Genomic DNA, 16704 nt, shown 5'->3' on the forward strand with positions numbered 1-16704 from the left:
ACGAAACGGGGACGTCATTTCCATGGCACAATGGCATCACCGTGAACAAAAAAGCGCAAACCGCCGAGAGCTCCACCCCCGGCGTCTCCCTCGCTATCGAGGGTACCTATCCCCTGGATAAAGATGGCAGCATTGTACTGGAGGCAAAGAAGGTGCCAGCCATCGACGCCGTCACCGACGAGCTCTGGTACAAGGACGCCATCATCTATCAGCTCCACGTCAAGGCCTTTGCCGACAGCAACAATGACGGCATCGGTGACTTTGCGGGGCTGACCGAGAAACTCGGCTATCTGCAGGATCTCGGCGTCACCACGCTGTGGCTGTTGCCGTTCTACCCCTCCCCTGGCCGCGACGACGGCTACGACATCGCCGATTACGGCGACATCAACCCCGATTTCGGGACGATGAAGGATTTCCGCCGCTTCATCCAGGAAGCCAAGAAGCGCGGCCTGCGGGTGATCACCGAACTCGTCGTCAACCACACGTCCGACCAGCACGACTGGTTCAAGCGCGCCCGCCGCTCGGACCCGAATTCCTCTGCCCGCAACTGGTATGTCTGGAGCGATACCGACCAGAAATATCAGGGCACGCGGATCATCTTCACCGACACCGAGAAATCGAACTGGACCTGGGACCCGGAGGCCGGCCAATTCTACTGGCATCGCTTCTTCTCGCATCAGCCGGACCTGAATTTCGACAATCCACGCGTGGTGAGCGCGCTGGTGCAGGTGATGAAGCGCTGGCTCGACACCGGCGTCGACGGCTTCCGGCTCGACGCGATCCCCTATCTCTGCGAGCGCGACGGCACCAACAACGAGAACCTGCCCGAGACGCACGCCATCATCAAACGGCTGCGCAGTGAGCTCGACAATTACGCAAGGGGCAAGGTGCTGCTGGCCGAGGCCAATCAATGGCCGGAGGACGTGCAGGAATATTTCGGCCGCGGCGACGAGTGCCACATGGCCTATCACTTCCCGCTGATGCCGCGCATCTACATGGCGATCGCGCAGGAGGACCGCTTTCCGATCACGGACATCCTGCGTCAGACACCGGACATCCCGGGCAATTGCCAGTGGGCGCTGTTCCTGCGCAATCACGACGAGCTGACGCTGGAAATGGTCACCGACGTCGAGCGCGACTATCTGTGGTCGACCTACGCCAACGATCCCCGTGCGCGCATCAACGTCGGCATCCGCCGCCGGCTGGCGCCCTTGATGGACAATGACCGGCGCAAGATCGAACTGATGAACTCGCTGCTGCTGTCGTTCCCGGGCACGCCGATCATCTATTACGGCGATGAGATCGGCATGGGCGACAATATCTATCTCGGCGACCGCAACGGGGTGCGCACCCCAATGCAATGGACGCCGGACCGCAATGGCGGCTTCTCCCGCGCCGATCCGGCAAGACTCTACGCGCCGACCATCATGGACCCCGTCTACGGCTATGAATCGGTCAATGTCGAGGCGCAGTCACGCAGCCTGTCGTCGCTGCTATCGGCCACCAAGCGCCTGATCGCGGTCCGCAAGTCGACGCTCGCCTTCGGCCGCGGCACCATGACGTTCATCCGCCCGGAAAACCGCTCGGTGCTGTGCTACGTGCGTCAATATCAGGGCGAAGTCATCCTGTGCGTTGCCAACCTTTCGCGATCGGCGCAGGCGACCGAACTCGACCTTTCCGCCTTCAAGGATCGCATTCCGCTGGAAATGCTCGGCCGCACCCGCTTCCCGGCGATCGGCGAACTGCCCTACATGGTCACGCTCGCACCTTACGGCTTTTACTGGTTCGAGCTGCAGGAGCGCGACAAATCGGCGCCGCCGCCGCAGCGCGCGGTGCCCGAATTCGAAACGCTGGTGGTGCCGCTGAACGCGACCTGGGTGTCGCTGGCGCGCGAACGCGGCGTGTTCGAGCGCGACGTGCTGCCGGGACATCTGGCGCGCAGCCGCTGGTATCCGGAACGGTCGGCGAAGGCGATCCGGCCGACGCTGACGTCGGCCATTCCGTTCTGCGACATCGGCGACAACCGGCCGTGGCTCGCCTTTTTCGAGACGACGCAGCGCAATGTCACCACGCGCTACGTGCTGCCGATGCAAATCGAATGGGTACGCTTCGACCGCGAGCGCTACAATCCGCAAGCGCTGGCCGCCGTTCGGCAAGGAGCCCGCGAAGGCACGCTGCTCGACGTCGCCAACGACCAGATCTTCATCTCCCTGCTGTTGCGCAACCTGCAGCAATCGCTGACGGTCGATGAGAGCGAACAGGGCTTGCGGCTCGAATTCCGGCCGACCAGCCGCTTCGGTGACAAGCCGATCCGGCAGCCCGAACACATCCGCACCGTCGAGTCCGACCAGCCGCGCAGCACCGCCCTGGTGGACAACGACTATGTCGTCAAGATCTACCGCACGCTTCAGCCCGGCCCCAATCCCGAGATCGAGATGGGACGCTTTCTCACCGATGTCGCCAACTTCGCCAACACGCCGGCGCTGCTCGGCAGCGTCGAGTTGGTCGAGGGCAACGAGAAGAGCGCGGTCGGCGTCGTCCACGCCTTCGTCGCCAATCAGGGCGACCTCTGGACCGTGAGTGCGGCCTATCTCGATCGCTTCGTCGAGGAACAGCGTCTCTTGACGGAGAGCATCCACCCCGGCGAGCGCGAGGAAGAGATCCCTTATCTGCGTCACATGTCGCAGGCCGGGCGGCGCGTGGCCGAACTGCACGTTGCGCTGGCCGGCAACAGCGAGCCTGCCGAATTCGCGCCGGAGCCGACTGCGCGCGACGATGTACAGCGCTGGATCGACGATGTGACGCTCTGCGCCGGGCGCGTTTTCGATGCACTCAGGCAGCGGCGGGATACGCTGAAGGAAGCTGACCGGACGTTGGTCGATCAGGTGCTGGCGTTGCAGCCAACCCTGCCGGACCGGCTCGAAAGGCTGCTGCCGCGCGAACTCGACGCCGCCAGCATCCGCTGCCATGGCGACCTCGACCTCAGCCAGTTGCTGATCGTCAAGGACGACATCTTCATCATCGACTTCGAGGGCGCGCCGCGGCGCACCATCGCTGAACGCCGGCGCAAGGCACCCGCTGCGCGCGACGTCGCCAGCCTGATCCGCTCGATCGATTATTCGGCAACCGCTGCCCTTGAGCGCGCGCTCAAGGTAGCCCAAGATGAGCAAGGCAAGCTCGGCGCGGCGCTTGGCGAGTGGCGCGACCGGGCGACCGTCGCATTTTTCGCCGCCTACAGCGAAGCCATGGCCGATCAACGGCTGTGGCCGACCGATCCCAGTGCCGCCGAGGGCATCCTGACCTTCTTCCTGCTCGAGAAGGCCCTGAACGAAATCGAATACGAATTGTTATATCGACCAGACTGGCTACGCATGCCGCTCACCGGAATTATCCGAACGTTGTCGCAACCACCATTCGAGGCCTAATGACCAAGCTACCCGCTGAGGCCTATGCAATCATCGAAGGCAAGCATTCCGACCCCTTTCATTACCTCGGCTTGCACAGCGAAGGCGGTCGCAGCGTGGTGCGCGCTTTCATTCCCGAAGCCTCCAACGTGGAGGCGATCGGCGAGCATGGCGAGACGGCGCCATTGGAGCGAATTCACGATGCCGGACTGTTCGCAGGCGCGCTGCCGAACGGCGCCAAGCGCTACCAGCTCCGGGCCCGCTTCGGCGAAAACGTCGTCGATCTCGACGATCCCTATCGCTTCCCGCCCGTGCTCAGCGACTTCGATCTCTATCTCCTGGGCGAAGGCACCCACCGGCGGATCTACGACAAGCTCGGTGCCCATCCGATGACGCTCGACGGCGTCGACGGCGTCGCGTTTGTGGTGCTGGCGCCGAACGCGAAGGCCGTCAGCGTGGTCGGCGATTTCAATTTCTGGAACGCGCGGCGGCATCCGATGCGGGTGCGCGGCGTCGGCTATTGGGAATTGTTCGTGCCCCATGCCCGCGCCGGCGACCGCTACAAGTTCGACATCACCGACTCCGACGGGCGGCATCTGCCGCTCAAATCCGATCCGGTAGCCTTTGCGGCTGAAGTGCGCCCCTCAACGGCCTCGATCGTCGTCGACGAAAGCAGGATTCCGCATCCGCGCGCCGCGCCGTCAGGCATCAACGCGCTGGGCGCGCCGATCTCGATCTACGAGGTGCATCTCGGCTCCTGGCGGCGCAAGAACGGCAATGAATGGCTGAGTTATCGCGACCTCGCCGAACAGCTTCCGGCCTATGCGAAGGATATGGGCTTTACCCATATCGAGTTTCTGCCCGTCAGCGAACATCCGTTCGACGGCTCCTGGGGCTATCAGCCGACCGGCCTGTACGCCCCGACCAGCCGGTTCGGCATGCCGGAGGACTTTTCCGCCCTCGTCGATGCCTGCCATCGTGAGGGGATTGGTGTTTGGCTCGACTGGGTGCCCGGACATTTTCCCGACGATCCGCACGGGCTCGGCTATTTCGACGGTACCGCGCTCTACGAGCACGCCAATCCGCTGCAGGGCCGCCACCTCGACTGGGGCACGCTGATCTATAATTACGGCCGCACCGAAGTGGTCAACTTCCTGGTCTCCAACGCGCTGTTCTGGCTCGATCGCTATGGCGTCGACGGCCTGCGCGTCGACGCGGTCGCCTCGATGCTCTACCTCGACTACAGCCGGCCCGCCGGCGAGTGGATTCCGAACCGGCATGGCGGTCGGGAAAATCTCGAAGCCATCGAGTTCCTGCGACGCTTCAACATCGAACTGTTCGGGCATTTTCCGGAAGCCACCACGGCTGCGGAAGAATCCACCGCATGGCCGCAGGTTTCGCAACCGGTCGAATATGGCGGGCTCGGCTTCGGCTTCAAATGGAACATGGGCTGGATGCACGACACGCTGAAATATGTCGGCAAGGATCCGGTGTACCGCAAGCACCATCACGGCGACATCCTGTTCGGCCTGCACTACGCGTTTTCGGAGAATTTCATTCTGCCGCTGTCGCATGACGAAGTAGTGCACGGCAAGCGGTCGATCCTCGGCCGCATGCCCGGCGACGAATGGCAGCGTTTTGCGAATTTGCGCGCCTATTACAGCTTCATGTTCGGTCATCCCGGCAAGAAGCTGTTGTTCATGGGCTGCGAGTTCGGCCAGGAGCGCGAATGGAATCACGATCATTCGCTCGACTGGCACCTCCTGGGGCAGCGCCGCCATAGCGGCATTCAGAACCTGATCCGCGACCTCAACCGCCTCTATCGCAGCGTACCGGCGCTGCACGAGATGGACTGCAACCAGGCCGGATTTGAATGGGTCATCACCCATGATTCCGGCGGCAACGTCTTTGCCTGGCTGCGCAAGGGCTTCGATGCGAAGGCGCGCTGTCTCGTGGTCGTGAACTTCTCGCCGAATGTTTATCAGAATTATCGCGTCCGGGTGCCGTTTGCCGGCAAGTGGAAGGAAGCGCTCAATTCCGACTCCGCCCATTATGGCGGCAGCAATGTCGGCAATGTCGGCGAAGTCCATACCCTGGAAGGCAGCATCCCCGAGCTCTCACTGACCATTCCGCCGCTGGCCGCGATCTTTCTCGTACCGGAAAGCTGACGCATGCGATTGTCCGCGGGAAGCCCTGCCCGCCTCGGAGCAAGCTGGGACGGACGGGGCACAAACTTTGCGCTGTTTTCGGCCAATGCGGAAAAGGTCGAGCTTTGCCTGTTCGACGGCCAGGGACGGCGCGAACTCGAGCGGATCGAACTTCCCGAGCGCAACGAGGACGTCTGGCACGGCTACCTCAACGACGTCTCGCCCGGCCAGCTGTATGGCTATCGCGTCCACGGCCCCTACGCGCCCGAGCGTGGGCACCGCTTCAACGCCAACAAGTTGCTGCTCGATCCTTATGCCAAGCGGATCGCCGGGCGCCTGGTGTGGAGCGATGCGCATTTCGGCTATCGCACCGGCAGCGCGCGCGAGGATCTTTCCTTCGACCGCCGCGACAATGCGCGCGGCATGCCGAAGGCGGTCGTGGTCGACGAGACCTTCAACTGGGGCCGCCGCGAGATCCGGCCGAACGTCGCCTGGGAAGACACCATCATCTACGAAGCCCACGTCAAGGGCCTGACGCAGAAGCGCGACGACGTCGCGCCGGGTTGGCGCGGTACCTATGGCGGGTTGTGCTCGCCGGCGATGATCGACCATCTCAAGAAGCTCGGCGTCACCACCATCGAATTGCTGCCGATCCACGGGCTGATCGATGACCGCGTGCTGGTTGAGCGGAAGCTTGCCAACTACTGGGGTTACAACACATTGGCGTTCTTCGCGCCGGAACCGCGCTATGCGCAGGACAACGCGCTCGACGCGTTTCGCACTACGGTAGCGCGGCTGCACGACGCCGGCATCGAGGTGATGCTCGACGTGGTCTATAACCATACCGCCGAGGGCAATCATCTCGGACCAACGCTGAGTCTCCGCGGCATCGACAACGCGTCCTATTATTGGCTCAACAAGGACAATCCGCGCTACTACGACGACTTCACCGGCTGCGGCAGCTCGGTCAACCTCACCCATCCGCGCGTATTGCAGATGGTGATGGATTCGCTGCGCTACTGGGTCGAGGTCTGTCACGTCGACGGCTTCCGCTTCGACCTCGCCACCACGCTGGCGCGGATGCCGAACGGCTTCGACCGCAATTCCGCGTTTCTGACCGCGGTGCGGCAGGACCCGGTGCTGGCAACCGTAAAGCTCGTCGCCGAGCCATGGGATCTCGGCATGGGCGGTTATCAGGTCGGCGCGTTTCCATCGCAATGGTCGGAATGGAACGACCGTTATCGGAGCGCAATGCGGCGCTACTGGAGCGGCGAAGGCAGCCTGATCGGCGAAGTATCGCGCCGCATGACCGCTTCATCCGATCTGTTTCATCACGACAACCGAGCGACGCGCGCCAGCATCAATCACATCACCGTCCATGATGGGTTCACGCTGGCCGATCTGTTCAGCTACAACGAGAAGCACAACGAGGCCAACGGCGAGGACAATCGCGACGGCTCCAACGACAACCACAGCAACAATTGCGGCCATGAGGGCCCGACCAGCGACGCGGCGATCGTTGCGCTGCGCCGGCAGCTCCGCAAGAACCAGCTCGCCTGCCTGTTCCTTGCGCAAGGCACGCCCCTGATGCTGGCCGGCGACGAGGTCGGCAATTCGCAGAACGGCAATAACAACGCCTATTGCCAGGACAACGAGACCGGCTGGGTGAGCTGGGACAATCTCGGCAAGCCAGGCGATGATCTCACCGGTTTCGTCGGCTACATGACCGCGCTCCGCCGGCGCTTTCCCCAACTCCGCTCCCAGCGCTGGCTCTCCGGGCGGAGAAAGGACGGCTCCTTTGGCGTGCTGTGGTTGACGCCCGCAGCCGAGGAAATGCAGGAAGCCGACTGGAATTTTCCGGAAGGCCGGTTTCTCGCTTACGTGCTGGGGCCATTGGAACAAGGACAGCCGCCGATCTTTATCGTCCTGAACGCCGCCCCTGAAGAGATTGCTTTCACTTTGCCCAGGATGCCCGAGTACAAAAACTGGCAGCAGCTGCTGAACACGACTGAGGCCGTTGAGGCCAACAGCGAATTCGCATCCGGCGCCAAGACCAGCGCACCGCCGCGGTCGGTGCTTGCCTTTGCGGGCGCGGCATGAATGACCGGCAATTCGGCCCCTGTCTCGCCAACTACGGCACGCGGTTTCGGCTGTGGGCGCCGGCGGCGAAACGCGTCGATGTCATGCTGGAGCAGCCTCACGCGATGAAGCGCGGCGAGGACGGCTGGTTCACCGCCGACATCGCAGGCATAAAGGCCGGCGCGCGCTACAAATTCCGCATCGATGATGAGATCGACGTGCCGGATCCGGCGTCGGCGTTTCAGCCCGATGATGTCTTTGGCCCGAGCGAGGTGATCGATCATGAAGCCTATCCGTGGCAGGCCGCGGGCTGGCGTGGGCGGCCGTGGCAGGAGGCCGTGATTGTAGAGGCCCATGTCGGAACTTTCACCAGGCAAGGCAGCTATCGCGCGATGATCGACAGACTCGATCATCTCGCAGAGACCGGCATTACCGCGCTGGAATTGATGCCGCTGGCGGATTTCGCGGGTGCGCGCAACTGGGGCTATGACGGCGTCCTGTGGTACGCGCCCGACAGCGCCTATGGCCGCCCCGAAGATCTCAAGGCGCTGATCGATGCAGCGCATCTGCGCGGACTGATGGTGATGCTCGACGTGGTCTATAATCATTTCGGCCCCGAAGGAAACTATCTCGGCCGCTACGCGCCCTCCTTCTTCACCGAAGCCCACACGCCCTGGGGCAGCGCGATCGACTATCGCGTGAAGGAAGTCCGCGCCTTTGCGATCGAGAATGCGCTCTCCTGGCTGCGCGACTATCGCTTCGACGGGCTGCGGCTCGATGCCGTCAACTCGATCGTCGAGCCGGGTGGGTTGTCGCTGCTGCACGATCTCAGCGCTGCCGCCGGAAAGCTCGCCGCGGAAACCGGCCGGCATATTCACCTCGTGCTGGAGAACGGCGACAATCGCGCCAGCATTCTGGACGCCGCGCAGGATCCGCCGCAGGGAAAATACCGCGCGCAGTGGAACGACGACTATCATCACGCCTGGCGCGTGATGATGACCAGCGAGAAGCAGGGCTATTATATCGACTACCAGCGCTCGCCGATTTCGGATATCGCGCGCTCGCTGTCGTCAGGCTTCGTCTACCAGGGCGAGCCATCGGCGTTTCGCGGCGTCAGGCGTGGCGAGCCAAGCGGCCATCTCGCGCCGACAGCCTTCATCAACTTTCTGCAGAACCACGACCAGATCGGCAATCGCGCGCTGGGCGACCGGCTCGAAAGCTACGCGGATGGGCAAGCTATCGAAGCGGCACTCGTAGTGCTGCTGCTGGCGCCATCCATTCCCATGCTGTTCATGGGCGAGGAATGGGGCTCGAAGGCGCCGTTCCCGTTCTTCTGCGATTTCGGTGGCGATCTCGCCGACGCGGTCCGCAAGGGCCGCCGCGCCGAATATGCCTGGGCCTATGCGGAATTCGGCGACGAGGTGCCGGATGCACTCGACCCATCGACGCGCGATTCCGCCGTGCTCGACTGGAACGAGCGCGACGTGCCGGCGGCACGGAAGCGGCTAGCGCTGGTGCGGGACCTGTTGAAGGTTCGCCGGCAGGAGATCGTCCCACGGCTTGCGGGCGCCGCCTTCGGCGAGGCGCACGCAGCCAATCGCCTGCTGACGGCCCATTGGCGGATGGGCGATGGCGCAACGCTCCGCCTGCGCGCCAACCTGTCGGACCAGGCCATCAGCCATGCGGCCGGAGCGCCCGCGGGAACCCTGATCTGGGGCAGCGAGTTGGGCGACAGCGTCCCGCCATGGACGGTGCTCTGGCGCATCGGATAGGAAAATGCCCCCGGCGATCCCGATCGCGACCTACCGCCTGCAATTGTCTGCGGATTTCGATTTCGACGCCGCCGCTGCCGTGGTGCCCTACCTGAAGGCGCTCGGCATCACCCATCTTTATGCCTCGCCCTTCATGCGCGCCCGCAAGGGCAGCGCGCACGGCTATGATGTCACCGACCACGCCCAGTTCAATCCGGAGCTCGGCGGCGAAGCCGGCTTCGAGCGGCTGAGCGCCGTGCTGCGGCAACACGATCTCGGGCTGATCCTCGACTTCGTGCCCAACCATGTCGGCGTGCACTACGACGATAATCCATGGTGGCTCGATGTGCTGGAATGGGGCCCCGCCTCGCCGCACGCAGCCTCCTTCGACATCGACTGGGAGCAGTTGCCATACCGCGCACGTGGCGGCGTGCTGTTGCCGATCATCGGCTCATCTTACGGCCAGGCATTGGAAAACGGCGAGATCGAACTGCGCTACAATTCCGCCGAAGGCAGCTTTTCGGCCTGGTATTTCGAGCATCGGCTGCCGATCGCGCCGGAACGCTACGGCGAAATCCTGCGCATGATTCTCAAGGACGCGAGCGCGGAAGCGAGCGCGCCCGGCAAAGCCATGCTTGCGCTGGCCGCCAATTATCAGGGGCCGCGACGGCCCAACCGCAAGGAAGCGCCAGCCTTCAAAGCCGAACTGAAAGGCACTCCGGGAGCCGCCGAGATCATCGCGCGCGGGCTGGACGCCTATCGCGCCGGAGAGGATCGCGCCGCGCAGACACTGGCGCTGCACCATCTGCTCGAGCGCCAGCACTACAAGCTCGGTCACTGGCGGCTTGCCTCCAGCGACATCAACTACCGGCGCTTCTTCGATATCAATACACTGGCGGGCTTGCGTATCGAGGACGCCGGCACGTTCGAGGCGATTCACCGGCTGGTTAAACGGCTCATTGCAGAAGGAAAGCTGGGGGGATTGCGGCTCGACCACATCGACGGCCTGCGCGATCCCGTCCAGTATTTCCAGCGCCTGCGCCGGCTGATCCGCGAAGCGCATGGCGGCCGCAACCGGCCGTTCTACGTGGTGATCGAAAAAATTCTCGGCGAACACGAAAGGCTGCCGTCATTTGCCGGCGTTCACGGCACCACCGGCTATGAGTGGATGAACGCCATCACCCATGTGCTGACCGACGGAAGCGGCCTGGAGCCACTCGACGAGATCTGGCGGCAGGTCAGCAACCAATCGCCAAAACTCGAACCGATCCTGCGGGACGCAAAACGCCGCGTGCTGGAAACGCTGCTGACCAGCGAGTTCACGGTGCTGACGCGCCTGCTGGCGCGGATCGCCAGCGGGCATTACTCCACCCGCGACTATTCTGCCGACAGCCTGCGGCAGGCGCTCGAACTCTACGTGCTGCACTTTCCGGTCTACCGCAGCTACCTGACATCGTCGGGCCCATCCGCGCATGATCGCCAACTGATATCCGGGACAATCGAACGGGCACGCGCCGACTGGTTTGCCGCCGATGACGGCATTTTCGACTTCCTGCGCGACGCGTTGACGATGGATCTGATCAAACCCGGGCGCGCGCACCACAGCGCGCCGCGCGTGCGACGTTTCGCGCTGAAGGTGCAGCAGTTCACCGGTCCCATGATGGCGAAGTCGCTGGAGGACACGACCTTCTACCGCTACCACCGCCTGCTCGCCCTCAATGAAGTCGGCGGCGATCCGGCCGCAAAAGCGCTTTCGGCCGGCGATTTTCACCTGATGATGCAGGCCCGCGCCGCCGAGTGGCCGCATGGGATGACGGCCACTGCGACGCATGACACCAAGCGCGGCGAGGATGCGCGAGCACGCATCATGGCACTTTCGGAAATTCCGGGCGAATGGACCAGCACGGTGGCCCGATGGAAGCTGCTCAACGCGCCGCATCTGCTCGTCGATGGTGATTTGCGCGCGCCGTCGGCGACATTCGAATACATGCTGTATCAGGCGCTGCTGGGGGCATGGCAGCCGGACGAGGCCTCGTTTGCTGAACGGATGCAGGAATATGCGCTGAAGGCCGCGCGCGAGGGCAAGCAGGAAACGAGCTGGCTCAATCCCCACACGGCCTATGAGGAGGGCGTAAAAGACTTCATCGCCAAAATCCTCGATCCTGCTCTCTCAGGGGAATTCTTGAACTCCCTGCAAACGTTGGCGCAGCGGCTGTCACTGCTGGGCGGCTTGAATTCGCTCAGTCAGGTCACGCTGAAGGCCATGATGCCGGGCGTGCCGGATTTCTATCAAGGCACGGAGCTTTGGGATTATTCACTGGTCGATCCCGACAACCGGCGGCGGGTCGACTTTGCCGAACGCGCAGGGCGGCTCGACGCGCTGGAGAAGCCGGATTGGAATCGGCTGATCGAGAAGTGGCCGAGCGGTCATCTGAAGCTGGCCTGGACGCGACACCTGCTCCAGCTTCGAACCGAAAGCGCCGATTTATTCACGAACGGCGACTACGAGCCTTTGCCAGTGAGCGGACCGCAGCACGATCATTTCATCGCGTTCGCCCGACGGCGCGGCCGCGAGGCTGCGATAACCGTGGTTACGCGTTGGTTTGCGCCGTTGACCGACGGCGGCAGACACTGGCCTGGACCGGAGAATTATGACGCCGCACTCAACGTCGGCGGCTATGCGGTGGAGGGTTTTGCCGACGCCGATGCCACGCAGTTGCGGCTGTCGGATCTGCTGGCGCATCTGCCGGTCGCCGTGCTGAAAGCCAGGTTCAACGGCGCGACAACGCAGGCACGAAAGCGCAACCGTACCTAAGCGTCAACTTTTCTTGGTTAGCAACAGCTTGCCGCGGTTCTGGATCGCGGCCTGGGCCACCTCGGCAAAGCGCTGCAACAGCCATGGCAGCACGACTTCTACCTGCACATGATCTTCCGCAACATCGACATGGCCGGCGGCGGCCTGCCCGAGGGCGCGAACGCGGAAGATCATGCGGTTGTCTTCCCATCGCTCCTCATCGACGCTCAGCACCGGCACGCTGGAAGCGGCGCGCGAAAGCCCGGTCTTCAGGCGGCGCATGGCCTCGTCGCGTCCCAGACTATGCGGAATGGAAACTACCAGCGGCTTAGTCATCGCAAAAATCCTCTCCTCAACTTAAGCGTATGTAACTACACACGGTTCGAAGGGAAGAGGCGCAGGGACCGTCGCGACGCAATAAGGAACTTTGATGAATCCGATTTGTTGTTCCTGTCACAGGGCAGAACAAACAAGAGGGCCCTACCGGGCTGAGGAGAGACTCATGTCAATCGGCACCATCATCCTGATCATTCTCGTCATCGCCCTGCTGGGCGGTTTCAGCGGCATCGGCGGCGGACCGTTCTATGGCACCGGCTACTACGGCGGCGGTGGGCTGGGCCTGGTGATCGTGATCCTGCTGATCCTGCTGCTGCTCGGAAAGCTTTGAGCGGAATCGCAAGGTGGGCAAAGGCGCGCTTGCGCCGCGCCCACCTTTTCTTACGCGATCAAAGACGTTGGCATGCTTCCGCCTTCGCTCGTTAAGCTACGGCGGACAAGTCGCTTTGCCTACCTTATTTTCCAGCGAGCTTTTTCATCGCCGCCTTGATCGACGCTCCGGCGTCATCGTAGCCGTCCCACGCCTTGGTCTTTGCCAGCAGCGAAGGCACGGTGCGAACCGTGTACTTCTTCGGATCGAGATCGCCGCGCACCTGCGTCCAAGTCACAGGCATCGAGACAGTAGCGCCGCCGCGCGCACGCGGCGACAGCACGGCGACCGCCGTCGACATCCGGTCGTTGCGAAGATAGTCGAGGAAGATTTTTCCCTTGCGCAGCTTCTTCGACATGTTGAGCAGGTAGCGCTCGGGGTCATCATTGGCCATCCACTGGCAGATGCCTTGCGCGAAGGCCTTGGCTTCCTTCCAAGTGACCTTGTCCCTTGCGCCGTAGAGCAGTGGCGCCACCACGTGCAGGCCCTTGCCGCCGGTGGTCTTGCAGAAGCTTTCGAGGCCAACGGCCGTCAACCGCTCACGCATGTCCTTTGCTGCTTCGATCACTTCGGAGAATTCGACCTCCGGCGCGGGGTCGAGATCGAACACCAGCCGGCCCGGCGTGTCATAGGCATCGGGTGCACAATTCCAGGGATGCAGCTCCAGCCCGCCGATCTGCGCCACCGCGGCCAACCCCTCGATCCGGTCGATCTGCAGATAGGGTTTGCGGTCGCCCGAAACCTTGGCCAGTTCGAACAGGTTGGACGCGCCTTGCATGGCGTGGCGCTGGAAGAATTTTTCGCCGTGGATGCCATCGGGCGCGCGAACGATCGAGCATGGACGGCCCTTGAGGTGGCCAATCATCCATTCGCCGACCGCCTCGAAATATTGTGCAAGATCGAGCTTGGTGACGGCCTCGCCGTCACCGGCATCAGGCCATAGCTCCTTGTCGGGCTTGGAGATCACGACGCCCATGACTTCGCCGGTCTTCTTGTTCGTGGCTGGCTTTGCCCGGGTCGCTGCTGCCTTGCCCTTGCCCCCAGCCGGCTTGGGCTGTGCGACCTCGGCCTTGGACGGTGTTTCGGCCTCCACCTCTTCGGCCGGCTTGTCCTGCCGCAGACCCTTGAACGCGGCCTGGCGGATATTTCCATCCGCCGTAAAGCCCGCGAATTCGATCTCGGCGACCAGTTCGGGTTTCAGCCAATGCACATCTCGGGTCTTCTTCGGCGCGTTCTTGCCGCCAAACGGGCTCTTGTCGGAGGCTGCTGCCTTCAGCGCCGGCATGATGCGGCGGACCTTGTCTTGCCCGAAGCCGGTGCCCACGATGCCGACAAAGGCGAGATGGTCGCCGCGATAGACGCCCGCCATCAGCGAGCGGAATTTGCCGTTGGTGGTCTTCCAGCCACCCAGCACCACCTCATGCCCGGCCCGGCACTTTGTCTTGGTCCAGATCTCCGTACGCCCCGAGCGGTAGGGCGCGTCGAGCTTCTTGGAGACAACCCCTTCCAGTTCGAGCTTGCATGCCGACTGCAGCACGGCATCGCCGCCGCTTTCGAAATGCTCGACATAGCGGATCTGCTTTCCCTTGCCCTTGCGCGCTTCCAGGAGCTGCTTCAGCCGCGCCTTGCGCTCGCCGAGCGGCAGGCCGCGAAGATCTTCGCCCCCGGCGAACAGCAGGTCGAATGCATAGAAGATCAGGCTCTCGCTGTCGCCGTCCGATAGTGCCGCCTGCAGGGTGGAGAAGTTGGGCGCGCCGTTGTGATCGAGCGCGACGATCTCGCCGTCGATCAGCACGTCCGGAAGCGACTTCGCCTCGTTGGCGATCGCCTTGAACTTGTCGGTCCAGTCGAGCCCCTTGCGCGTGTTGAGTACGGCATCGCCGTCCTCAACCCGCAACTGCACGCGATAGCCGTCGAACTTGATCTCGTGGCACCATCCCTCCCCGCCGGGCGGGCGCCCGACCACCGTGCAGAGTTGCGGCGCGACGAAATCCGGCATCGCCGCGACCTTCCTCGGCTTTGCTGCTGGCGCCGGTGTGCGCGTCTTGGTCTCCGGGGTGGCTCGCAGTGCCACGGTCTTCCTGCTGGCGCGCGCCTCGGCGGCATCGCCACGATTCGACTGCCAGACCGCGTCGGCCTTTGTTTTGCTCGCCAGCATGAACGGTGTTGGCGCCTTGCCCTTGCCTTGCGCGATCTGCACCATGGTTCGCCCCGAGGCCACGGAGCGATCCTCCTCCAGGAGGTCGTTGGCCTCGCCTTCTTTGGCGTACTCGTCGCGGTGCTTGATCAGGAGCCAGTTGGTGCGCTTGCCGCCGTAGCGGTCGCCCTTCATCCGCACCAGAACCCAGCTTCCCTGCAGCTTGTCGCCCTGCAACGTGAATTTCAGGTCGCCCTTCTTGAAGCCGCGCTCGGGATCGTCGGACTCCCAATAGCCGCGATCCCACAGCATGACGGTGCCGCCGCCATACTGGTCTTCGGGAATGGTGCCTTCGAAATCGCCATAATCGAGCGGATGGTCCTCAACTTCGACCGCCAGCCGCTTGTCATGCGGATCGAGCGATGGCCCCTTGGTGACCGCCCAGGATTTGAAGACGCCATCGAACTCCAGCCGGAAATCGTAGTGCAGCCGGCTCGCGTCGTGCTTTTGAACGATGAATCGCCGCTGCCTTGCCGGCGCGACCTTGACCTCGCCGGAGGGCTCCGTCGTCTTGCCGAAGTCGCGCTTCTTCCGGTACGTGCTGAGTTTCTTCAACGCCACGGCCAAACCTCAATCAACACCCGCGCCCCTGCGGCAGTGCCCGGAACGAAAACCCATACTAGCCGTTGAAGTTCCTAAACCCAACTATGCCGGAGATTGCAATGCCCCCCCGCGCCTATTGGAAAGGCACGTTAAAACTCTCCCTGGTGTCATGTCCGGTGGTGCTGTATCCGGCCTCGACATCGGTCGAGAAAACCCGCTTTCACATGATCAACAGAGAGACCGGCAACCGGCTGAAGCAACAGATGATCGACGCCGAGACCGGCGACGTCGTCGAGAGCGACCAGAAGGGCCGCGGCTATGAGCTAAAAAAGGGCCAGTATGTCGAGATCGAAAAGGAGGAACTCGAAGCTGTCCAGATCGAGAGCAATCACACCATCGAGATCGACAGTTTCGTGCCGAGGGAAGAAATCGACAAGCGATATTATAACCATCCCTATTACGTCGCCCCCGACGGCAAGGCGGCGGTGGACGCCTTCGCCGTGATCCGCGACGCCATGAAGGATGAGGACCGGGTCGCGCTGGCGCGCATCGTGCTGACCAACCGCGAGCACGTCATGGCGATCGAGCCGCTCGGCAAGGGCCTGCTCGGCACCACGCTGCGATATCCTTACGAACTGCGCGACGAGGAGGACTATTTCGACGGCATCAAGACGCCCAGGATCACCAAGGACATGGTCGAACTCGCCGGCCATATCCTGCATACCAAGGCCGCGCATTTCGATCCGTCGAAATTCAAGGACGAATACGAAGACGCGCTGAGGGCGCTGGTGCGCCGGAAAGCCTCCGGCAAGCCGGTCAAGGTCGCTGAGCGCGAGGAGAAGCCCGACAACGTCATCAACCTGATGGACGCGCTCAAGGCGAGCCTTAAGGGCAAGTCGGCGAAACGGCGGGCGCATGCCTCGACCGCGCGGCGAGCACCGGCACGCCGGACGGCAAAAAGGGCGCACCGCTCCGCGGCCAGGCATCGCAAGGCAAGCTGACGACTCTTGGGCCGCCGCCACGCCGCCAGTCCACTCCCGCTTGCATTGATGGCCGCCGGAAGGCATTTTCCCCTGAGAACCT

9 protein-coding genes are annotated in these 16704 nt (G+C 63.1%); 7 read left to right on the forward strand and 2 right to left on the reverse strand.

Annotation, left to right across the window (positions count from 1 at the left end; all coding sequences use genetic code 11):
* Window positions 1–152 precede the first annotated feature (152 nt).
* From treS to treY, 5 genes are read left to right on the forward strand one after another with little or no spacing between them, the layout of a single operon-like run.
* On the forward strand, window positions 153–3425 hold the full coding sequence (gene treS, locus V1288_RS03850; protein WP_334355810.1) for a maltose alpha-D-glucosyltransferase: 3273 nt from the start codon (window positions 153–155) through the stop codon (window positions 3423–3425).
* Window positions 3425–5572 (forward strand): 1,4-alpha-glucan branching protein GlgB, encoded by a 2148-nt coding sequence (gene glgB / locus V1288_RS03855; RefSeq protein ID WP_334355811.1) that lies wholly within the window; start codon window positions 3425–3427, stop codon window positions 5570–5572. The genes treS and glgB overlap by 1 nt, the downstream gene beginning before the upstream one ends.
* 3 nt (window positions 5573–5575) lie before the next feature.
* Entirely contained in the window at window positions 5576–7651 is a 2076-nt protein-coding gene (glgX, locus tag V1288_RS03860; protein ID WP_334355812.1) for a glycogen debranching protein GlgX, read from the forward strand.
* On the forward strand, window positions 7648–9402 hold the full coding sequence (gene treZ, locus V1288_RS03865) for a malto-oligosyltrehalose trehalohydrolase (protein ID WP_334355813.1): 1755 nt from the start codon (window positions 7648–7650) through the stop codon (window positions 9400–9402). The genes glgX and treZ overlap by 4 nt, the downstream gene beginning before the upstream one ends.
* 4 nt (window positions 9403–9406) lie before the next feature.
* A complete protein-coding gene (gene treY, locus V1288_RS03870) occupies window positions 9407–12196 on the forward strand; it encodes a malto-oligosyltrehalose synthase (protein ID WP_334355814.1) in 2790 nt (929 codons plus the stop codon).
* Window positions 12197–12199: 3 nt separating this feature from the next.
* Here treY and V1288_RS03875 read toward each other — a convergent pair whose 3' ends face one another.
* The gene (locus tag V1288_RS03875; RefSeq protein ID WP_334355815.1) at window positions 12200–12511 is read right to left on the reverse strand and encodes a polyhydroxyalkanoic acid system family protein; all 312 of its coding nucleotides are present in this window, start codon (window positions 12509–12511) and stop codon (window positions 12200–12202) included.
* A 166-nt stretch (window positions 12512–12677) separates the two neighbouring features.
* Here V1288_RS03875 and V1288_RS03880 point away from each other — a divergent pair, with 166 nt between their 5' ends.
* Window positions 12678–12842 (forward strand): DUF3309 family protein, encoded by a 165-nt coding sequence (locus tag V1288_RS03880; RefSeq protein WP_166056303.1) that lies wholly within the window; start codon window positions 12678–12680, stop codon window positions 12840–12842.
* A gap of 124 nt (window positions 12843–12966) precedes the next feature.
* On the opposite strand, the gene ligD is transcribed toward V1288_RS03880, so the two are convergent.
* The gene (gene ligD / locus V1288_RS03885; RefSeq protein WP_334355816.1) at window positions 12967–15639 is read right to left on the reverse strand and encodes a DNA ligase D; all 2673 of its coding nucleotides are present in this window, start codon (window positions 15637–15639) and stop codon (window positions 12967–12969) included.
* A gap of 101 nt (window positions 15640–15740) precedes the next feature.
* On the opposite strand from ligD, the gene ku reads away from it, so the two are divergent.
* The gene (gene ku, locus V1288_RS03890) at window positions 15741–16622 is read left to right on the forward strand and encodes a non-homologous end joining protein Ku (protein ID WP_334355817.1); all 882 of its coding nucleotides are present in this window, start codon (window positions 15741–15743) and stop codon (window positions 16620–16622) included.
* Window positions 16623–16704 lie beyond the last annotated feature (82 nt).

This window comes from Bradyrhizobium sp. AZCC 2176, from assembly GCF_036924645.1.
Lineage (GTDB): Bacteria > Pseudomonadota > Alphaproteobacteria > Rhizobiales > Xanthobacteraceae > Bradyrhizobium.